Source organism: Cyclobacterium xiamenense (assembly GCF_042140265.1).
GTDB lineage: Bacteria > Bacteroidota > Bacteroidia > Cytophagales > Cyclobacteriaceae > Cyclobacterium > Cyclobacterium xiamenense_A.
The window spans coordinates 85,493-106,104 of sequence record NZ_CP159481.1 but is presented as its reverse complement, the minus strand read 5'-3'; the positions used below and the strand labels follow the sequence as shown (position 1 = coordinate 106,104).

Sequence of the window (20,612 nt, the reverse complement as noted above, 5' to 3'; positions counted from 1 at the left end):
GCCATGTTTCTACGCGATTGTTTATCCGGTTGCCTCTTAGTTCTAGGCTCATTTCTTCCAGCCTTGTCATCGGCTCAGGATTATTTTCCTGAGCGCGGGCGTTGGGAGGAAAAGGCGCCAGAAGACCTACGGGTAAATGCAGCCCGTCTTCAGGAAGCCATATACCTGGCCATTCGAGAAGAAAGTACTGCGAATCCGAACTTAAAAATCGCCCATTACCTCAGTGGATTTGGCCGCGAACCTTTCGGTTATCCCATCGGTCCCATGAAATCCAGGGGTGCTGCGGCTGGCTTGATTATCTACAAGGGATACCTCATCGGTAGCTGGGGAGAGCCGCACCGGGTGGATCTAACGTTTAGTGTGGCCAAGAGTTTTCTATCGACGGTAGTGGGACTGGCAGTGGATGAGGGATTGATCGCTAGTGAAACCGATTTGGTCCATCCCTATATGGCGCCAATAATTCCCTACGATCCGGATTTGGCCCATCGTGACAAGGCGGCCCATCTAAACGAAGAAGATGTGATCGATTTGTTTGACAGCCCGCACAATCGAAAAATTACCTGGGAGCATTTGCTCCGCCAGACTTCGGATTGGGAAGGTACCTTATGGGGAAAGCCCGATTGGGCTGACCGACCGCAGGGGCCCAGTGAAACCTGGCGAAGCCGGCAACGAAACGAACCCGGAACCGTCTATGCGTACAACGATACCCGGGTGAACGTGCTTGCACTCGCCACGATGAACCTGTGGCGAAAACCACTTCCCGTGGTGCTGAAAGAACGCGTGATGGACAAAATCGGCGCCAGTCCTACCTGGCGCTGGACCGGGTACGAAAATTCATTTGTCCTCATCGATGGGCAAATCATGCAATTCGTGAGTGGTGGATCCCATTGGGGTGGAGGTATGATGATCAATGCCTACGATCTGGCCAGGTTTGGCTACCTGACCCTTCGAAAAGGGCGGTGGAAGGGCGAACAACTGATTTCTTCCGAGTGGATCACTAAATCCCGCAAACCAGGCCCTGCACAGGATAATTACGGATTTATGAATTACTTTTTAAATACCGGGAAGCGGGAACTACCTGCAGCTCCCGAATCGGCCTTCTTTCACCTGGGCGCAGGGACCAATATGGTGTACGTGGATGAGGAACATGACTTGGTGATCGTCAGCCGTTGGATAAAGAATGCTTCGAAAGCTGAGCTGGTGTCTTTGGTTTTGGAAAGTTTGCCGGACTAGCCTTATACACTCCAGTTTTCCGCCGAAACCAGGGGGAGAGGATAGTCGTTTCCAAGCTCTATTTCGGGCTTTTTTCAGGATTCCGGAAGAAAGATGGAAGGGAACGTGCCGATCAAAACCAGGTAGCCTTTCCAGTTCTGGCACCCAACGAGCGATGTACTCCCCACGCGGGTCGTATTTTTTTGCTTGCGATAAAATGTTGAAATACCGGTCCGACCTTGGGTCATTTCCCACTCCTGCGATGTACATCCAATTGCCCCAATTGCTGCAGGGATCGTAGTCGATAAGTTGCTGCTCAAAATAGGCCGCTCCCCAGCGCCAGTCAATTTCCAGGTCGTTTACCAAAAAGCTGGCAACCAGTTGCCTACCGCGGTTAGACATAAAGCCTGTTCCATTCAATTCCCGCATGTTTGCATCGACAAAGGGAATGCCCGTTTCACCAGCGGTCCAACGGTAAAATACATCCCGATCTTCTTTCCAATATACCCTATTGTTCCGAATGCCTTCCAGCTGAAAGATTTGGGTCCCATGTTTTTTCGCAATGAAACGGAAAAAATCCCTCCATATCAGTTCGAAAATCAGCCAATAGGTAGACTGGTTTTTGGTTCGTTCAGCTTCATAGCGTTTGATTTCCCAGTAAATTTGTCGGGGAGAAACTGCGCCCAAGGCAAGCCATGGGGAAAGCTTGCTGGAATAATCTGCCCCTAGTAGACCGTTTCGTGTGTTTTTATACGCAGCCAGCGCATCCGTTTCCCAAAGGTAATGATGCATGCGTTTACTGGCAGCTGTCCCGCCTCCTTTGAAAATCATATCTCCTGCAGGTTCCTGACTCGTTTTGGGATAACCCAACTCGTGTAAATCCGGAAGTTCCTCATTGAAATCATCTGATAGGGAAGCAAAACGTGCTGGCTCGGAAATGGATTCCAATGGACGCACCTGTGTCAATTTTTCACATTCCTTCCGAAAGCGGGTAAACACTTCCGGAAGTTGGGTCACTGGAAAAGGCAGGTCATCAATGTGAAAAAGGGTCGATTGCCAATAACTTTCCGTGGCAATGCCGAGTTGCCAGGCAGCTTTTTCCAGGGCTTGCTCCACGCCTACCTCCTCGGAAGTGACTTCCTGAGAGAAGCAAATCACTCCCGCGCCCAGGACCTTGGCGAGGGCGGGTATTTCCTTTTCCGGATGCCCTTGAAGGAGTAGGAGTTTTCCCCCTTTTGCGGCAATTTGTTGCCGCAAATCATGGAGCGTTTCGAGTAAAAGCCGGGCACGGAAACGCCCTGTTTTCTTTAAACCATGATCCCCCGGACCGAATAGTCGGGTATCCAGACAGTAAACCAGCGCGATGCTTTCGGCAAGTTCGGTTGCTTTTTTTAATGTGAGGTTATCTTCCCACCTCAGGTCATTCCTCAGCCAGACAAGTGCTTTTTCATATCCCATACACGAAACAAACGCCTTGTTTAGGCAAAGTGTTTTTTACAAAAATCGGGTTTTGGCGATTGTTTTCCCGGTATTGATCGTCCCACAGTCGGGTGGGTGCGTTGGATGCTTGCAAGAACCTGGAAAGTGCGGTGTGGACCAGGCTGGGAACGCACGTTCGCTATTGAGGACAATTGGCTTGCCTCGTTGGTCGTAACGGGGATAGGTATCAACGGGTAGCGATAACACCATTTTACTTAATGCCCCTGTTGTTTTACCGCTAATGGCTTAGGCGTCGTAGGTATTTAATTAATCAGTGATTAAGGAAAATTTTTACATGACCCAAAATTATGCTGGGAGAAAGGGTTTCCGGTTGTAGCGGTTAATTTTCACCCAGGATCGTGGGTTTGCTTTGAGATTTGGATTGCTTGATCCGGTAGTTTAGGGTGAGGTTGATTTGGCGTTTTCGGGGCAGGATGTCTCCCACGGTAAGAAATCCCGGACCTTCAAAGAGATACCGGTTTCGGCGGGAATTGAATACATCCATCACGTTCAGAATGAGCGTTCCCCGCCCTTTCATGATGTCCTTACTGGCAGAGATGTCCAGGTACGTAATCGCCTTTTGGACGCCTTGGGCCACTCTTCTGCGCCCTTCGTAGTTCCCCCTCAGTTGCAGATCCAGTCCGTTGGCGAGTGTGAAGCGGGACGTAAGGCGGGTAAACCAGGAATACGTGTCTGCGGTATAGGTATCCAGGATGTTGCTGCCGTCTACGCGGGCGTAGAAAAAGTTAAAATTTGCATCCAGTTTCCACCAGTCCACCGGGTAATAGTCGGTGGTGAATTCAACACCCATGGACTGTTCTCCAACCAGGTTTTCCGGGAAAGTGGTGGAGTTTCCCTCTTCGTCCACCCGGCGTATGCGTTCGATTTTGTCTTTGGTGTTGCGATAGTAGACGGTTGAAAACAGTGAACCATGGTCCATGTATTTGATGTGCCCGAATTCAAACGCGTCGGTGTATTCGGGGTTCAGATCGGGATTTCCGGCAAAGAAATTACGGGCGTCGGAAAACGTCATGAACGGACTCAGGTCGTTGTATACAGGCCTCCGGATCCTTCGGCTATAGCTCAGCTGCATGGCATCGTCGGGGCTAATGTTATAGGTAAAATGGGCGGAGGGAAACAGGTTCAGGTAATCCCGGGGATTGACCTCATTGCTGCGGACCAGCGTGGTGCTTACATCCGTGTATTCCAGCCGGAGTCCTCCCTGGTAGGAGAGTTTGTTGCTCTTGTTTCCCAAGATAGCATAAGCCGCATGAATATTTTCGTCGTAGAGGAAAATATCCTCCAGGCCCGGTAATGGTTCCATTGCTCCGGATTCGGTACGCTCGCTGACAATAAAGTCATTTTCCATGTTTCGGATGCTGCTACGTATTCCGGTTTCGAAGCTTCCTTCATTTCCGAGGGGTTTTGTGTAATCCATTTGCAACAACCACTGCCGGTCAAATTCGTCGTTGACGGAAGTCTGTAGCAGCGACCCTCCCGGAATAGCCGTTCCATCTGGGAAAAAGGCATCCTGTGTGTATACCTGATCCGAATTTTCCCAGTAATCCAGGTAGGTAATGGCCGCACTTAGTACGTGACCGTTCTGTTCAAAACTTCGCTTGTAGGTAAGATTAAACTCCGAATTGGGTTCTTTCTCGTCTTCGTCCTGTGTTCGCAGGGTATAGCTGTCAAGGGCTCCCCCTTCTCGGGTGTAGTCGTCGTACCGTATATTGGTCAGCCGCCGCGCATCGCTCCTCCTCCAAAGGTAGGAGCCAGTTAGAATGCTTTTTTCGCTGAAGAAGTAGTCCATTCCGGCACGAATATTATTGTTCAATCCATTCACAGTACCTCGGGTGGTCTGGTAGGAATAAAAACTGGTATCGGCATTGCTTACCTCCTGTCGGATGGTTCCTTCCCTGGGTACCCGGCGGTAGGCCACCCCATAGTTGACAAACCAGTTGATTCGTTTGTGTCGGTAGTTCAGGTTGGCGGCCATGCCAAAATTGTGCGGGTTTCCCGTTATTCCTTCGAGTGAGGCATTGAAGCCCTGGTTGTTTTCTTTTTTGAGCACAATATTGATAACGCCCGCCATCCCTTCGGCTTCGTAGCGTGCAGAGGGATTGGTAATGACTTCTACGGTTTCAATCATGCTAGCCGGAAGCTGTTGCAAGCCGCTGCTACCTTTGAAACTAACCAGTCCAGAGGGTTTCCCGTCCACCAGAATGCGTACGTTACTGGATCCTCTGAGGCTTACACCTCCTTCGGGGTCCACGGTGATGGAAGGCAGGTTCATCAGGATGTCTGAGGCCGTACCCCCGGCGTTGGCCAGGTCCTTGCCAACGTTAAAAATTCGTTTGTCCAGCGAAAGCTCCATTAGTGTCTTTTCTCCCTGGACTACCACTTCGTCCAGATTTTCGGTATCCGCTTCCATTTCGAGGGTACCCAAGTCTACGTTTCGTTGGTCCCGGTTGATACCTAATGCGCCGATTTCGAAAGCCTGGTATCCCATGAATTCCACCAGGACCGAATAAACTCCCTGCGGAAGACTTAGCGAAAAGCTGCCATCCTCCGCGGTGATTCCGCCGTTAATCAGCGTCTTTTCAGCACTTTCCGCATCAAATACGCTTACAGTGGCGAATCCCAAGGGGTTTTTTCCCTGGCTGTCAATGACTTTTCCCCGGATTCCACCGAAATTATCGGATTGGGCAGCAAGCGATGCGCTGATCAAAAGAAGTAGGCCGGTAAGGTAAATGTTTTTCATGCTTTTACTGGTTCTTTACGCTGGATTGCTGCAAAGATAGAAATACAATAGGTAGAAAAGTTGAATTTTTACAGGAAAGCCGAAAGAAGCGCATCGGAAGGGTACATTTTTTGACCAAACAGGTGAAGCAGAAAAACGAGTTTGCGCTTATTGAAGGGCGATCGCTTTTTTCAGACATGGATATTGGTCTCTTTCTCATTGCAGATTCGCTTCAAAAAAAAGTGGCAAAAGCTGGAATTTGCCGGACCTACAGGAGTTTTCCGGTTTTCTAAAACGAATGCTGACCCTACAGCTGGCTCAGGATCTTTGTTCGTGCGGATGCACCCCTTCTAAATTCAATGGCACCAGGTTTGGTGGAAATACGGGAGAAACGATTGACACAGAGCCTGGGCCAGGCCTGTCGGGTCCAAGGGCAGTTAAATTTTCGGCTCGAAGCTGGCGATTTTGATGCAGCTAGAGAGGTTTTGCGGTTGGTGGGTACATGAACCAATTTCCAGCGGTCCCTATTTGTTTTTTTATTTTAGGAATATGGAGTAGTTTAGACGGGTAAAGTCTAAAAAAACTGGTAGCAATCGCCTGCCGATACTTCTTATGAATAACCGATATTACCGAATCCTCCTGTTCGCCGCCCTTTCCATTAGCTGGTCTTGTTCCTCAGGAGAGCAAAAACTTGAAGAACTGATTCCCATGGACGAAGTGGCGTTGGCAAGTGGCGAAGACTTATTTGACACCCACTGCAGCAGCTGTCATGGATTCGAAGAGGACGGTATTGGCCCCCACCTGGGAGGCATTACCCGAGCGCAGCCGCTGGATTGGCTGCGTCGCTTTATTAAAAACCCCGCCCAAGTGATCGACAGCGGAGACAAGCGAGCTGCGGCTGTCTTTGAGCGTTACAAAAGCTATATGCCTGGCTTTGCCTACCTGGAGGAAAAGGACATTGATGCCATCATTGCGTACATGCACCAATATCCAGCGCCCCAGGTAGCCGAGAACGGCCGGGCGGATTCCATTATGAACCCCATTCCCGAGCCCATTCCCCTTTCTGACCTGATCGTGGAACTGGAGTGGATCAGTACCATTCCCGCATCTTCCGAAAACAAACCGCTTACCCGTATTGCAAAAATGGACTACCATCCGGTAACCGGCGACCTATACATTATGGACTTAAGGGGCAAAATGTACCAAATGCGAGGCCCGGAAACCCAACTGTACCTGGATATGCAGGAAAAAATGCCCGCCTTTATTAATGAACCGGGCCTGGCCACTGGTTTTGGTAGTTTTGCCTTTCATCCCGATTTTGGTACCAATGGATTGCTTTACACCAGCCATACCGAAAAGCCGGGGACGGCTCCTGCGGATTTTGCTTACGGGGATAGTATCAAATCCACCCTGCAGTGGGTCGTGACCGAATGGCAAACCGGGAAACCGTTGGAAGTTCCACTGCGTGCCCAAAGCCGAGAACTCTTCCGAATCGATATGGTCACCGGCATCCACGGGATGCAGGAGTTGACTTTCAATCCACTGGTCGAAAAGGGAGATCCGGATTACGGTTTGCTGTACATTGGTATTGGAGACGGGGGAAGTGTCGGAGCAGGTCATCCCTGGATTCCACATGGAGTGAGCCAGGCCTGGGGTTCCATCTTTCGCATCGATCCTTCCGGAAGAAACAGTGGCAACGGAAACTACGGAATCCCTTCCGGCAATCCTTTTTTGGATAAAGAGGGAGCCTTGCCCGAGATATATGCACATGGCTTTCGAAATGCCCACCGGATTTCCTGGACTGCGGATGGGAAAATGCTGGCCACCAACATTGGACAGGGGCAGATCGAATCCATTTACATCGTACGGGCGGGTGACGATTACGGCTGGCCGGTTCGGGAAGGCACCTTTGTGATCGAATCGGGGCTGGCGATCAATCAGGTGTTTCCGCTTCCCGAAAACGATATGGAATTCGGTTATACCTACCCGGTAGCCATGTACGATCACGACGAGGGGAACGCCATTTCGGGCGGCTACGAATACCAGGGAACCGAAGTCCCAGCACTGCAAGGCAAATACTTGTTTGGCGACATCGTTCGCGGCCGCTTGTTTTTTGTGGAAACAGCTGATTTGATTCGGGGGCGGCAGGCTCCGATTTACGAGTGGAAAGTGAGCTACGAAGGTGTTTCCAAACCCTTATCCGAACTGGCGGGCAGTAACCGCGTGGATTTGCGGCTTGGAAGAGACCGGGAGGGGGAAATGTACCTCTTCACCAAAGCCGATGGAAAGGTATATAAAATGGCAGGCACCAAATAACGGAACCCATGACCCATACGCAACGAAGAAAATTCAAAAAAAAACTGGGATTTCTGGCCGCTACCGCGGCATTTCATCCGGCCTTTGGTGAGGCAGGCAAAGGGGCTGCCTCCCGCCCCATCGGCGCTTGTGACTGGTCCATAGGCAAGATGGCGGATCCCAGCGCTTTTTCCTTGGCAAAGGATATCGGGCTGGACGGCGTGCAGGTCAGTCTGGGCACGGTACAAAACGACATGCACCTGCGGCATCCGGGTATGCAACAGACCTACTTACAGGCGTGCAGGGAGCAGGGCCTACGGATCGCCAGTCTGGCCATCGGGGAATTAAACCGGGTACCCTACAAATCTGCCCCGGAAACCGAGGTCTGGGTACGTGACAGTATCGACGTGGCCAAGGCCTTGTCCTGTACCAATGTCTTATTGGCCTTCTTCGGAAAGGGTGACTTGCGGGACGATTCCGAGGGGAAAGCCGAAGTGGTACGTCGGCTCCGTAAGGTGGCTCCCAAAGCAGAAGCCATGGGAATCAACCTGGCCATCGAATCCTGGCTTTCGGCGGAAGAACACTTGGAACTGATTGAGGCCATTGGTTCCCCAAACATAAAAGTGTATTACGATGTGGCCAATGCTACCGAAATGGGCTACGATATCGTCCGAGAAATGGAATTGCTTGGAACCGACTACCTTTGTGAAATTCACTTCAAGGAAAACGGCAACTTACTGGGTCAGGGCAAAGTCGACTTTGCCCGAGTAAAAGCCACCCTGGATAAAATAGGGTATACAAACTGGATAATTATGGAAGGCGCGCTTCCCAACGGAGCAGAGATCCTGCCGGCCTACCAACAAAACTTGAAATTCGTGCGACAACTTATTCGCGGTTAGCCCATGAAAACCAATCAGGTAATTTCGATCTTGTATTTTTTCACGTTACTCTCCTGCAGGCCTGAACCAGGGAACGAGGAGGTGTCGCTGTTGTTTGTACCGGAGGATCTGGAAGTGAGTCTGTGGGCGAGCAGTCCGCTCTTTCACAATCCCACCAACATGGACGTAGACGCCAGAGGAAGGGTTTGGCTCACCGAGGCAGTTAACTACCGTGATTTTCGGAATGCCGACGGGCACCTCGTCCGGAAAGCGGGAGACCGGGTGGTCATTCTGGAAGACCAGGACGGAGATGGAAAAGCAGACACCTCTCAGGTGTTTGTACAAGACGAAGATTTGCGCAGTCCGCTAGGCATCGCGGTGGTAGGAAACCAGGTCGTGGTTTCCTGTTCTCCCAATGTAATCGTTTACACGGATACCGATGGGGACGACCTTCCGGATAGCAAAGAGGTATTGTTGACTGGCTTTGGCGGAAAGGACCACGACCACGGCTTGCACGCCGGTCAATTGGGACCGGATGGCAAATGGTATTTTATTACCGGCAATGCCGGGCCACACCGGGTAGCGGACAAAGCAGGCTGGACCCTTCGCTCCGGAAGCGTGTACAACGAATACACGCCCTACAGTACGGAAAACCTGCCAGCCCAGGTAAGCGATGACGGAAAGGTGTATACAGGTGGATTGGTTGTCAGGGTGAATCCGGATGGTACCGGGATGGAAGTGATGGCCCACAACTTTCGAAATGCCTACGAGGTATTTGTGGACTCCTATGGCAACATGTGGCAAAGTGATAACGACGATCAGACGGCCTCCTGTCGTACGACCTGGTTAATGGAGGGCAGCAATGCTGGTTTCTTCAGTAAGAAGGGAGACCGCACCTGGCAAGCCGACCGGCGCCCGGGTCAGACCATCGCGGAAGCACACTGGCACCAACACGATCCGGGGGTATTGCCCTCGGGAGATGTGTATGGGGCTGGCTCTCCCACAGGAATGTTGCGCATTGAAGGAGACGAACTGGGAGAAGAATATCGCGGTTTGTTGCTCACTGCCGATGCCGGAAGAAACATTATTTTTGGCTACCATCCCAGACTGGAAGGCTCCGGTTATTCGCTGGATACCCGACAAAATTTCATTGCTTCTGTTGACCGGGACAATGAGGGGTACATCTGGCATCAGGTGGAGGCCGATACCAGCAAATGGTTTCGGCCCAGCGATGCCAGCCTGGGAACGGACGGGTCTCTTTTTGTGGCCGACTGGTACGACCCCATTGTAGGAGGGCACCAGATGCGCGACAAGGAAGGGCAAGGAAAGATTTATCGGATTACCAAAAGAGGTAGGAAATATACCCGCCCTACGGTTGATTTTAACACCGTATCCGGTTTGCTAACGGCCCTCTGCAGTCCTGCGGTGCATGTACGTGCGCGGGCAGCTCAGCTTTTGAGGCAGCGGGGGTCAGCAGTGATTTCCGAACTGGAATCCTTGCTGGATCATGACAATCCTTTCTACCGGGCCCGGGCGATATGGCTACTTGCGGAAATGGGTGCGCCGGGCCTGGAAAAAGTGCGGCCGTTGCTTCGGGACGAAAATCCCGAGGTAGCTTTAGCCAGCCTTCGGGCCATGGCGGCGGCTGCTCCCGAGTCCTTGCTGGATGAAACCGGTGCGCTTTCCGCTGAAACGCATCCCTTGCTGAGGAGAGAATGGGCTTTACTCCTGCGAAACATGGACTACCAAAAAACGGCCTCTTTGTATACCACATTGATCGAGGGATTCGACGGAACCGATCCCTGGTACCGCAATGCGCTAGGGATTGCCCTCGACGAACGGGCTGATGAGGTATTTGTGCGGGAGTGGGAAGATACTGACCCGCTGGGATGGAACCCAGCGCAGGCAGCGTTGATTTGGGAGCTGCATCCCGAAGCCGCAATACCCGCATTGATACGCCGGGTGCAAAGCGATTCGCTGCGTCCGGAGGAACGGATGCGAGCGTTGGAAACACTGGCCTTTATTCCGCATAAGGAAGTGGTGCAAACCTTTTTGAAGCTGGCAGAGGGGAAGGGAATTTTAGCCGATCAGGCCGGATGGTGGTTGCAGTTTCGAAAGTACAACGAATGGCAGGCCCTGCTTCAGGACTGGGAGCCACCCCTGGACAACTTACCCACTCCCCAGCCGGAGCTATTGGTTTTTCTGAATCAACTAAAAGATAGCCTCGGCACCGCGGAAAAGCAACGAGAAGCCCTGAACGGGCTGGCAGAAAGCCCCGACGGTCGCTTACAATTGGCTTTGCTAGCGGTGAAAGGGGATTTAGCCGATTCCTTGAAGAGATAATTTACCGGAGATTGGCCCCAGGAGGGTCGTCCGGCTGTGAAGAGCCTATTGGCTCATTTGTTTGGAAGCGAACAGCATCTGGATGAAGCAACAATCAACCGGCTTGAAGGCAATGCTGCAAACGGGAAAGTACTGGCTGCCAGAAACTGTCTGACCTGTCACAGAATTGGTGCCTCCGGGAATGAGATCGGTCCCTACCTTAGCGAAATTGGTCAAAAAATGGATGCACCTACCCTGGTAAACGCCATCGTGCAGCCGGACGCAGCGATCGGGTTTGGTTCCGAATCCTGGTTGATTCGCCTGAAAAATGGTGCCGTCCTGTACGGCCTGCTTCAGTCCAACGGTCCGGTGGTCACCGTGCTGGATAGCCAGGGACGGCGATTTGTAATCCCAGGCGCCGAAGTAGCTGAAAAGCGGCAGGTACCCGTAAGCCTGATGCCCAAACCGGCACAGATGGGGTTACTCGCTCAGGATATTGCCGATATCCGTGCCTACCTGATGCAGGGAGATCTGTAAAAACCTTGTACACTATAGGTTTTTGCTTAATTTTGCGCCCATGGCAAAATCAGCACAACCTCAGGAAAACAATCTGCTCAAAGATATCATCGCCCATGCCAAAGAGTATGGGTTTGTGTACCCCTCTTCCGAAATATACGATGGACTTCAGGCCGTATACGATTACGGCCCTTATGGTGTAGAGTTGAAAAACAATCTCAAGCGCCTATGGTGGGAATCCATGACCCGTCTGAACGACAACATTGTGGGGGTAGATGCGGCCATTTTTATGCATCCCACCACCTGGAAAGCCTCCGGGCACGTAGACAGCTTTAATGATCCCATGGTGGACAATAAAGACAGTAAAAAAAGGTACCGGGCCGATGTGTTGATCGAAGAAAAAGCGGCCCAGTACGAGCAGGCAGGAGAGGCAGAGCGGGCACGGGACCTGCTTGCGGCGATGGGGAAATTGCTTGATGCGGCCGATTTTGCCAGCTTACGGGACTTGATGATCAACGAGGACATCACCTGTCCCCTGAGCGGTACGGCTAATTGGACGGAGATCCGTCAATTTAATCTGATGTTTTCCACGCAGGTAGGATCGGTTGCTGAGGATGCCTCTACCATTTACCTGAGGCCGGAGACGGCTCAGGGCATTTTTGTCAACTTCCTGAACGTACAGAAGACGGCGCGCATGAAAGTGCCCTTCGGTATCGCACAGATAGGAAAGGCCTTCCGGAACGAAATTGTGGCCAGGCAATTTATTTTTCGTATGCGGGAGTTTGAGCAAATGGAAATGCAGTATTTTGTGCGGCCTGGCACGGAGCTGGACTGGTATAAGCAGTGGGCGGATACCCGTGTCAAATGGCATCTGGCATTGGGGATACCGGAAGAAAAAATCCGACGTCACGACCACGACAAGTTGGCCCACTATGCCAACGCCGCCCTGGACATCGAATATCAGTTTCCCTTTGGTTTCAAGGAGGTGGAAGGCATTCACTCCCGTACGGACTTTGACCTGAAGGCACACCAGGAATACAGTAAAAAGAAGCAGCAATACTTTGATCCGGAGGTAAACCAGAGTTACATTCCTTACGTAATTGAGACTTCCATTGGGGCAGACCGTTTGTTTTTAATGACGCTCTGCAACGCGTATACGGAAGAACAAACGGGTGATAAAAGCAGGGTTTACCTCCGGTTTCACCCTGCCCTGGCACCGGTAAAAGCGGCTATCCTACCCTTGACTAAAAAAGATGGATTGCCAGAAAAGGGCAAGGCCATCTTCGAACAGCTGAAGTACGATTTCACTATTATTTATGAAGAGGCGGCCTCTATCGGCAAGCGCTATGCGCGGCAGGATTTGATCGGGACGCCCTTTTGCATCGCGGTAGATCACCAGACCTTGGAGGACGACACGGTGACCATCCGGCACCGGGACAGTACCGAGCAGGAGCGGGTAGCGATTGCCGATCTGCACGGCAGACTGGCAGCAGCCTGTAGTTTTAAGACAGTGTTTGAGAAGATTTAAGACTCTTCTTTCCGGTTCTGGACCTGATCGGTGCGGTGCATTGCAGCTACCGGGTTTTGACCGACTCAGCCCAGACCTTCGCTGGGCTGAGCTTGAAAAAACCTGCATTTGGAGCGGGACCAAAAGGATATCGGGAAGAATGAGTTGTGAACATCCGGCGCTCGCAGCAAGCGGGTACCCGATTTGCAAACGAAATTCGAACGGTGTCAGGTCAGCATCTTCACAGTGATGGCAAAATAGTAGATCAAATTACCCAAAGTGGGATTACAGGTATTTCGCTAGAAAACGGTCAATGTAAAACTGACAGTAATCGTTCACCTCCTGCGCTATGTCCATGGTGTGGGGCCAGCCTTTCAGGCGGTGGTACTCGTTCGGTACGCCGGCTTCCTGCAGCCATAGCTGTAGGGAATCCGACTGACTTACCGGTACCAGGGAGTCAATGGTTCCCTGAAAAATAAGCGTTGGTGGATCATCGGCACTGATAAAGGTGCGAGGCGATGCCAGCCGATACATGTCCGGATCTTGTTCAAAGCGGCTGCCCATAAAACTTTGAACTTGTTCCGTGGAAATGGCATAGGAGGTCGTCAGATCGACGGGACCGTAGAAATCCACAATGGCTTTTACGCCACTGTCCGGACCCTGTTCGCAATCCCGGTTAAACAATGGCTCCTCACCTCCGTAGCCCAGCAAAAGGGACAGATGGCCCCCCGCAGAACCCCCGATGAGCGCCAACCGATCCGGATCAATGCCATATTCCTCCGCATGTTGTTTGATCCACTTTATTCCGCAGTTCACATCCTGTGCAGCGGCAGGAAACTTAGCAACACCAGAAAGACGATAGGAAAGCGTAACGGTGATATATCCTTTTTCCGCATAATCGATCAGGTATGGCAGGTAATCCTGCCGCTTTCCCTTTTTCCAGGCACCGCCGTGCACAAAAATCAGCGTGGGCGCTGGTTCCCTCAAGCCTTTTTTCCGGTAGATATCGAGCTGCAATTCCTGCCCATTGATGGTTTTGTAGGGGATGTCCTTAAAGGCGTCGAGATTCTCCGGCACCGCCGGAGCGGACTCGATCAAATCCAGGCTACCCAATCCATACGCGATGGTCAGTAGCGTTTCATTCAGGTATCCCCGGGGCGCTTGTAGCGGCCGTTCCGGGTCGGTGGATGCCGGTTGACAAGCGGCGGCGAGGCAAAAGCAAACAAGAGCAGGAAATAGTTTTCTCATGCTGGTAATTTACTCCATTCGAACCGTTTCTCCAAAGGCCGAGGGGATGTGAAAATCGGGTGTCGGGCTGTCCGGTCGTTTCCAGGAAAACCAGGTTACAGCTTCGTTCCCGGCAGGTGCAAAGTCGGCCCGAAAGATGCCAAGGTAAAAAGGGAAGGAGATCCCCAGTTCGTTAAGTTCCTTCAGGGAGATTTTCCCCTCAACAAGGTATCCGGTGTCGGTGATCCTGGTGGCCAGTTCTTTGCTGGAAAAATCCCAGGTCGGATCGAATTCGCGGTAATAGGCTGCGGAATAATCGAGTACGTTTCCATTCGGGTCGATCTCGATGCAGTAGTACCTTTCCAGGGTCGTATCGCTGGAAAAAAACAGTTCTACCCGATCTTCCTGTTCTACGGATGACTCGTCTTGAAACGCCACCGTCGTTATGGAATTGTCCCGGACCTCGAAAGAAAAATTAAAGTATCTTGGGGAGACAAAGGCGCTGAACGTGGTTTGGTCGATATTTTTCTCTTTGGGCCAGGGAGAAACCAATCCTTCCAAAACCCATCCTCGTTCCCAGGCAGCTTCGTCTACACGACCGTCAACCTGTATTTCTTCGGGTAAGGAGGGAAGGGTGAGTGGGGAGTTCGCCGATTCTCCACAAGAGAAAAGCAGTAAAACGAGGGCGAATGCCTGCAGGTCTCGTGCGAAAAGCTTGTAAACTCGCTGCGGCTGTTTTAATTTTTTGATCGTTTGTTTCATCGTATTTTTCGTTCGTAAATGGACTTTCCTGTCCCCGGTTTTAGGCTAAATCGGATTCGATTTTTTCGGACTTATTGCTTTTTCCATACCTGGCTTTGTTCCGTTATCGGTACATCCCAGGCCTGGGGAGGATTTGGGGTATATTTTGGGTCGCTGTCCTTTTCGGGGAAGGTTGGAATGATTTCACGGAGCTGATGGAAATGTCGCTTTCTCTCTTTCGTTTGCAGGCTATCGAGTAGGTTGGTGGTCTCCATGGGGTCGGCTAGCAAATCGATAAATTTTTCGGGTACCCGATTCGAATTGATGTACAACTTGTACTGTTTGTTTCGTACCACGCGGTCGCGAAACAGGTATTGATTTTCCACGCCGTTTTCTGTAAGCGCGGCGTTGTTTCCACCTCCCATGGCTAAGATCCATTGTCGTTCGGAGTGTTCGTCACCCTTAACCAGTACATCCCTAAACGAAAAACCATCGATGTCAAATGGCTTGCTACCCGAATCGGTTTGGTTTCTAACCGGGATTCCTGCCAGTTCCAAACAGGTAGGGAAAATATCTGTAAAGTCTATCAGTGCGTCTGAAATGCTGTTTGGCGAAATTTGTTCGGGCCAGCTTACCAGGAAGGGTACGTTGATTCCGGATTCAGTAGTTTTTGCTTTCCCCCCAGGTACGGAAAATCCATTTCGAGTTCCGGTGATCGCTCCGGTAGTGCCATTGTCTGTTGTCCAGATTATGAGGGTATTGTCCCGGATCCCTGCATCTTCCAGTGCGTTAATCAGTTCGCCTGTAATCCGGTCGGTGTAGGCCACCATGGCTTTGTGTTTACCCAGGTCGTCCGCTTCCTCGCTATCGGGGGTATTCACGAAGGGGGTGTGGGTCAGGACCATGGGGTAATAAATAAACAGGGGCTCCTCTTTGTTTTCCTTTATAAAATCAATGATGAATTGTTTGAAAACATCGGGTCCGAATTTCCCAGTATGGGTCGCACTGCCTTCTTTTGTGTACAGGTAGGGGTCCTGGTACCTGTTGGCGCTTGCTGCTACCCCCGATTCGAAACCTGTCCACATGCAATAGGCGTCAAACCCATTTTTTGTAAGGGCGTCTGGTTCTACCCTGAAATCATCGATCTGCCACTTCCCGGCAATGCAGGTAGTATAGCCAGCTTTTTTCATTTCCTTTCCCAGAGAAGGATAGCGTGTTTCGTCGAAATGGGCTCCTCCGCCCCAACGGGGAACGTCCCAATGATTGACCCAGCCGTGACGATACGGGTACTGACCTGTCAGCAAGGTGACTCGGGTAGGCGTGCACTGGGGCATGGCATAGGCGTTGGTGAAGGTGAGACCACTTTTAGCCAGGGCATCAATGGCCGGTGTGGAAATATCCGTTGCACCATACTGACTGATCCATTCCTTGCCCAGGTCGTCGACCAGGATAATCAGAATTGATGGCCGGGAGGGGGCTGTTGTTACTGGCTTTGCTTGCCAGAAGCCGGAAAATAGGAGCAGCAATGCGCTACAAGTCGATATTATCATGTTGGATACAGCAGGTTTAATTTAGGTGGTAGAGCGATGTCTGCCCCGGTAGTATGTGATAATGCTACAAGAAACTATTGGTTTTTTTCCGATGCAAGGAGATTTGGTAAAACAAACAAGTGGGATTGGTGTCTACTGAAAGCGAACGGTGATCGTTTCGTCGATGCCGCACCCCACGGAAACTTTATCGCCAGCACTAACACCAAGCGCGAAGCCGTCCTCTCTCAGGGGTAGGGCACCTTTTAGGTTTACTATGCGTCGGTTGGCCTCCATCACCACGGAGGTATCGATATTCCTTGCATGTTCGTATTTTTCCATGGCTGCAATCGCTGCCAGACGTTCCTGCCAGCTTTCCCCACAATTTCTACTCATTATCAGGTAAATATCTCCCAGAAGTAGATAGGGTTTCCCAAAGTTGCTTGCCAATTCAGCAGCCCGAATGGCATTGTTCCGCGCTTCTTCGATAAGCCTTAGTTCCTTGTATTGAAGGTGAGCCAGCTGAAAAAGTAGCCTGCCATTTTTAAAACTATCCGGCTCCTCCTCCACCGCGATTTTCAAGAGCTGTTCTGCTTCAGGATAGTTGCCTTCCTGTATTGCCTGATCCACCTCGCTGTTCGATAGCGGATCTCGTTCAGTCTCGGGTTTGACGACCGCCTGCAGCATGTCGTATTGCGCCTGGATCATCTTCATCGCAGGGTCGGTGTCCAAACAGCCCAGCGTTTTTAGTTGCTCCAGGATAGAGGCTACGATCTCAATATCGGCGGTATGGGTGGCGTACATTTTTTCGAGCTCCTGCGTAAAATATTGACAGGGAAAGAAAGGGATTTCCCCCTTGAAAAAAGCCGTTTTTGACTGGTATTTCATAGGTTTACCTGGCTCATTGCCCGCGCTTCCCCAATACCGGTAGACTGGATTGCCTACAACTTCTACGGGTGGAGGTACAAATGAGATCCGGGTAACCGGCCACAGTTGGGCTGTTCCCGATCCAAGAAATACCAAAGGAAATAGAATCAATGCAACATATTTCATGGCGCAGGAAGACTAAGAAACAGTATTGGTAACCAGAGGATATTATTAAAAATCGGCATTTTTCATTTAGGATACAAGCTTCTTTCACGACTATCGCATGATTCGAATGAATCGAGAGTCCGCCGGAGACATTGGCCAATTTTATTTTCAGTCCTTTTTCGTGCAGGAAGGAAAGACCGAATAAATACCAGGAAATCGATAATTGGGTTCTGATAAGCCAGCCTCGTTGGATTGTGTGAAGGATGACAAAAAAAAGGAACATGCGCGGACTACCGGTAAACAAAACTTTCTAAAATAAAAAAAAAAGTGCTATCTTGACCTGTTCCCCAGTTGCTACTTGCCAGGGTTCAACGCGACCCGTTTTGTTAGTCAATGTCCTGATTATCTCAAAAATTATCAGTAATAGTATAAAAATACATACTCCTATCTCCATGACGACTGTAAAAACCTTCCTGTTTGTTTTTTTTCTGCTCCAGACGCTACCTGTGTTTTCACAAGCTGGCAATACCTCTGACCCCGGGCGATTGGCCGAATTGAACGCGTTTTGGGATGAGGTTTCTCGAACCATCGAAGAGGGCGACTTTGAAGGGTATGCAAAAACGTTTCATGAGAAGGCGATTTTGGTTTCCGATCCTAGAGGATTGGCCTATCCGATTGCTAAGGCCCTTGCCGGCTGGAAAAAAGACATAGAGGATACACGTTCCGGATTACGTAAATCGTCCGTGGCCTTTCGATTTAATAAGCGAATGGGTGATTCCACCACTGCGTTTGAAAGCGGAATATTCCACTACTCCTTTGAAGTAAATGGAGAAAAGGGAGGGTATTACGTTCATTTTGATGGGTTGCTGGTAAAAGAGGATCGCTGGAAAATGATGATGGAACACCAAAAAGGTCCTGCAACGAAGGAAGAATGGGATGCACTGGAATAAGGGATGTAGCCATTGCGGCCCACTTCCGGCAGCGTCGCCTTTTCTTCCTGTAGGCCGACCGCTGTCTGGAATTTCTGGTGTTCGTTGGATTGCTGTTTTCCAACCAGGCGGCAACCGGATGGTAGAGAACGTGGCTTTTGGGCGTATACCCTGCTATGGATCATTCCGCTTACATCGGCTCCCTGAGGGAGATTGTAATGCAGAACCTATCCGGGCTAGTTGCTCTATATCTAAGCCGGTTCAGGTAAACTATGGGTACATTCGGTTTTTTAGCACAGTAAAAAATCGTACATTTCTTCACCACATTTAAACAACCTACCATGGGAATGAATTGGAAAACGATCCTTTTATTTTTTATAGTCGGCTGCTCACAAGAGTCCGGCCGACAGGAACAGGCACCTGCGGAGAGCTCGTCCCCTGCTGCTGCTCCGTTGGTGATGGCCTACTATGTGCCGGAACGTGACTACCAACCGGAGAAAATACCCGTGGAAAAGCTCACCCATATCATTTATTCGTTCACTCATGTGATCGACGGGGAAATGAAATTCAGGAATCCCGCGGAAGCCGGACCAAAATTAAAGGCCTTGGTACAACAGAAAAAAAGAAATCCGGAATTAAAAGTGATGATCGCCTGTGGAGGTTGGGGTGCCGATGGCTTTTCGGATATGGCCCTAACGGAAGAAAGCAGGGAAAAATTCATTCAGAGTGCGGCTGACTTTATAGAAGCGTATCAGTTGGACGGAATGGACATGGATTGGGAGTATCCGGGAATATCGGGCGCCGGTACCAAGGCACGTGAGAAAGACACCAAAAATTTTACCCTTTTGATGAAAGGGTTGCGCGAGATGCTGGACGAATTCGATACACCGAAATTGTTAACCTTTGCCTCGGCGGGTTGGAAGCGCTATTACGACCATATCGAGCTGAACGAGGTCATGAAACATGCCGATTACACGAACGTGATGACATACGACCAGGTCTCTGGTGTCTCCAGGTACACCGGGCATCATACCCCGCTGGGAGATGTGAAAAGTGAAGACATTTTGGGTACCCCCTTTCATGCCCGTCTGGATAGTCTGTACCGATCGGGAGCCAGCAAAGATCCCGATCCACGGTCTGCCGAAAAAATCGTAAACTTCCTCCTGGAGGAAGGAGTTGATCCCAGGCAGATAGTCATAGGAAGTGCATTTTACGGCCGGGTCTGGGAAGGAGTTCCCCCGGAAAATAACGGGCTGTATCAGTTGGCCGGTGGAATCCATATTGGCTGGTTGGCATACCATCAAATTCGCGAAAGGTACGAACCAGACAGTCGCTTTCAACGCTATTGGGATGAGCAGGCCAAAGCACCCTTTATGTACAATGCGGCCGATAGTCTGCTGGTTTCCTACGACGATACGGTTTCTGTGCGGCTCAAAACCGAATACGTCCGGGAAAAGGGACTGGGCGGTATCATGTTCTGGGAATTGGGTAATGATACAAAGGAAGAAGGTAGCTTGCTGGATGCGATTCATGATGCCGCACAGGGCAAGGAGTAGATTGGCCGGGAGCGATAGGGTATATTGGTGACTGACTGGGCGTTTCCGGAGGATTGAGGCAGGTGGGCTACCTGTAGCGGTGGAAAACGTCCGTATTCGATTACCATTCTGTCAGTCTATCGGGATTATCAAAGAAAATCAGCACTCTATGAAATTTGTCAAACATAGCATTCAATGGGCAAAAGGCGAAGTATTCGAAGGTGTTTGCATTGGGATCACGGGGCTTTTGGTACTGATTCTTGCCTCCCTACTCTGGAAATACGGAAGTACTGAAAATGCCCGGGTGTTGGTGTTACCCACACTGGGTTTAGGGATATTATTCGTCCTAATGGGCAGCTTTATGGTGTATTCAAATAGTCATCGGCAACTTTCCTTTCAGCAATCCTACGATGCCAATGCAAACCAATTTCTGCTGGATGAAAAAAAGCGGGTGGAAGCTTTCCAGGTGCTGTATCCCACTTCCCTCTCGATCAGTTTTGCCTGTTTCGTTGCAACGATCGCTGCTTTTGTCTGGAGCAAAAATCCCCATTTTCATGCCGTTGGGTTAGCCTTGTCTGTTTTCGGCCTTTCGTTACTAATCATCGATTACTTCTCCAAGGAGCGGGCGTCGGTGTATTACGCGGTTATCCTTCAGTACCTGCCCTAATGCCAT

14 protein-coding genes and 1 pseudogene are annotated in these 20,612 nt (G+C 50.6%); 9 read left to right on the top strand and 6 right to left on the bottom strand.

Translation table 11 applies throughout. The features are described 5' to 3' along the window. The first annotated feature begins 3 nt into the window (after positions 1-3). Positions 4-1,233: a serine hydrolase domain-containing protein gene (locus ABWH99_RS00450; RefSeq protein ID WP_375584349.1), complete on the top strand. Its 1,230-nt coding sequence runs from the start codon at positions 4-6 to the stop codon at positions 1,231-1,233. A gap of 135 nt (positions 1,234-1,368) precedes the next feature. Here the strand turns inward: ABWH99_RS00450 and ABWH99_RS00445 are convergent. Together ABWH99_RS00445 and ABWH99_RS00440 are read right to left on the bottom strand one after the other, a co-directional pair. Beyond that, positions 1,369-2,670, bottom strand: a pseudogene (locus ABWH99_RS00445) (DASH family cryptochrome); the annotation flags it as partial. A gap of 361 nt (positions 2,671-3,031) precedes the next feature. Continuing rightward, a complete protein-coding gene (locus ABWH99_RS00440) occupies positions 3,032-5,452 on the bottom strand; it encodes a TonB-dependent receptor domain-containing protein (protein ID WP_375584348.1) in 2,421 nt (806 codons plus the stop codon). Positions 5,453-6,043: 591 nt separating this feature from the next. Here ABWH99_RS00440 and ABWH99_RS00435 point away from each other — a divergent pair. Genes ABWH99_RS00435 through ABWH99_RS00415 form a run of 5 tightly spaced genes read left to right on the top strand, consistent with a single transcriptional unit; the run spans position 6,044 to position 12,970 of the window. After that, complete coding sequence (locus ABWH99_RS00435) at positions 6,044-7,747, top strand: PQQ-dependent sugar dehydrogenase (protein ID WP_375584347.1); 1,704 nt, start codon at positions 6,044-6,046, stop codon at positions 7,745-7,747. An 8-nt stretch (positions 7,748-7,755) separates the two neighbouring features. Beyond that, positions 7,756-8,625, top strand: a complete 870-nt coding sequence (locus ABWH99_RS00430; RefSeq protein WP_375584346.1) for a sugar phosphate isomerase/epimerase family protein — start codon at positions 7,756-7,758, stop codon at positions 8,623-8,625. A 3-nt stretch (positions 8,626-8,628) separates the two neighbouring features. Then, positions 8,629-10,947, top strand: a complete 2,319-nt coding sequence (locus ABWH99_RS00425; RefSeq protein WP_375584345.1) for a PVC-type heme-binding CxxCH protein — start codon at positions 8,629-8,631, stop codon at positions 10,945-10,947. A gap of 36 nt (positions 10,948-10,983) precedes the next feature. Next, positions 10,984-11,463, top strand: a complete 480-nt coding sequence (locus tag ABWH99_RS00420; protein ID WP_375584344.1) for a c-type cytochrome — start codon at positions 10,984-10,986, stop codon at positions 11,461-11,463. Between the two features lie 40 nt (positions 11,464-11,503). Further along, entirely contained in the window at positions 11,504-12,970 is a 1,467-nt protein-coding gene (locus tag ABWH99_RS00415; RefSeq protein WP_375584343.1) for a glycine--tRNA ligase, read from the top strand. 264 nt (positions 12,971-13,234) lie between these two features. Here ABWH99_RS00415 and ABWH99_RS00410 read toward each other — a convergent pair whose 3' ends face one another. The 4 genes from ABWH99_RS00410 to ABWH99_RS00395 all read right to left on the bottom strand — a co-directional run bounded on the left by ABWH99_RS00410 (position 13,235) and on the right by ABWH99_RS00395 (position 17,331). Further along, positions 13,235-14,197: an alpha/beta hydrolase fold domain-containing protein gene (locus tag ABWH99_RS00410; RefSeq protein ID WP_375584342.1), complete on the bottom strand. Its 963-nt coding sequence runs from the start codon at positions 14,195-14,197 to the stop codon at positions 13,235-13,237. Between the two features lie 9 nt (positions 14,198-14,206). Beyond that, positions 14,207-14,938, bottom strand: a complete 732-nt coding sequence (locus ABWH99_RS00405) for a carbohydrate-binding family 9-like protein (protein WP_375584341.1) — start codon at positions 14,936-14,938, stop codon at positions 14,207-14,209. Positions 14,939-15,009: 71 nt separating this feature from the next. Further along, complete coding sequence (locus ABWH99_RS00400) at positions 15,010-16,467, bottom strand: sulfatase-like hydrolase/transferase (RefSeq protein ID WP_375584340.1); 1,458 nt, start codon at positions 16,465-16,467, stop codon at positions 15,010-15,012. A 132-nt stretch (positions 16,468-16,599) separates the two neighbouring features. Further along, positions 16,600-17,331 (bottom strand): hypothetical protein, encoded by a 732-nt coding sequence (locus ABWH99_RS00395; protein WP_375584339.1) that lies wholly within the window; start codon positions 17,329-17,331, stop codon positions 16,600-16,602. 596 nt (positions 17,332-17,927) lie between these two features. Here ABWH99_RS00395 and ABWH99_RS00390 point away from each other — a divergent pair. The 3 genes from ABWH99_RS00390 to ABWH99_RS00380 all read left to right on the top strand — a co-directional run bounded on the left by ABWH99_RS00390 (position 17,928) and on the right by ABWH99_RS00380 (position 20,606). After that, positions 17,928-18,425, top strand: a complete 498-nt coding sequence (locus ABWH99_RS00390; RefSeq protein ID WP_375584338.1) for a hypothetical protein — start codon at positions 17,928-17,930, stop codon at positions 18,423-18,425. Between the two features lie 326 nt (positions 18,426-18,751). Then, a complete protein-coding gene (locus tag ABWH99_RS00385) occupies positions 18,752-19,960 on the top strand; it encodes a glycoside hydrolase family 18 protein (RefSeq protein ID WP_375584337.1) in 1,209 nt (402 codons plus the stop codon). Positions 19,961-20,108: 148 nt separating this feature from the next. Then, positions 20,109-20,606 carry a hypothetical protein gene (locus ABWH99_RS00380; protein ID WP_375584336.1) on the top strand — a complete coding sequence of 166 codons (498 nt, stop codon included), beginning with the start codon at positions 20,109-20,111 and terminating at the stop codon, positions 20,604-20,606. The last annotated feature ends 6 nt before the right edge of the window (positions 20,607-20,612 follow it).

Coding starts and splice junctions, on each gene's coding strand:
- ABWH99_RS00435 (WP_375584347.1), top strand. CDS start 6,044: ATGAATAACCGATATTACCGAATCCTCCTGTTCGCCGCCCTTTCCATT.
- ABWH99_RS00430 (WP_375584346.1), top strand. CDS start 7,756: ATGACCCATACGCAACGAAGAAAATTCAAAAAAAAACTGGGATTTCTG.
- ABWH99_RS00385 (WP_375584337.1), top strand. CDS start 18,752: ATGAATTGGAAAACGATCCTTTTATTTTTTATAGTCGGCTGCTCACAA.
- ABWH99_RS00390 (WP_375584338.1), top strand. CDS start 17,928: ATGACGACTGTAAAAACCTTCCTGTTTGTTTTTTTTCTGCTCCAGACG.
- ABWH99_RS00410 (WP_375584342.1), bottom strand. CDS start 14,197: ATGAGAAAACTATTTCCTGCTCTTGTTTGCTTTTGCCTCGCCGCCGCT.
- ABWH99_RS00425 (WP_375584345.1), top strand. CDS start 8,629: ATGAAAACCAATCAGGTAATTTCGATCTTGTATTTTTTCACGTTACTC.
- ABWH99_RS00400 (WP_375584340.1), bottom strand. CDS start 16,467: ATGATAATATCGACTTGTAGCGCATTGCTGCTCCTATTTTCCGGCTTC.
- ABWH99_RS00450 (WP_375584349.1), top strand. CDS start 4: ATGTTTCTACGCGATTGTTTATCCGGTTGCCTCTTAGTTCTAGGCTCA.
- ABWH99_RS00415 (WP_375584343.1), top strand. CDS start 11,504: ATGGCAAAATCAGCACAACCTCAGGAAAACAATCTGCTCAAAGATATC.
- ABWH99_RS00380 (WP_375584336.1), top strand. CDS start 20,109: ATGAAATTTGTCAAACATAGCATTCAATGGGCAAAAGGCGAAGTATTC.
- ABWH99_RS00395 (WP_375584339.1), bottom strand. CDS start 17,331: ATGAAATACCAGTCAAAAACGGCTTTTTTCAAGGGGGAAATCCCTTTC.
- ABWH99_RS00440 (WP_375584348.1), bottom strand. CDS start 5,452: ATGAAAAACATTTACCTTACCGGCCTACTTCTTTTGATCAGCGCATCG.
- ABWH99_RS00405 (WP_375584341.1), bottom strand. CDS start 14,938: ATGAAACAAACGATCAAAAAATTAAAACAGCCGCAGCGAGTTTACAAG.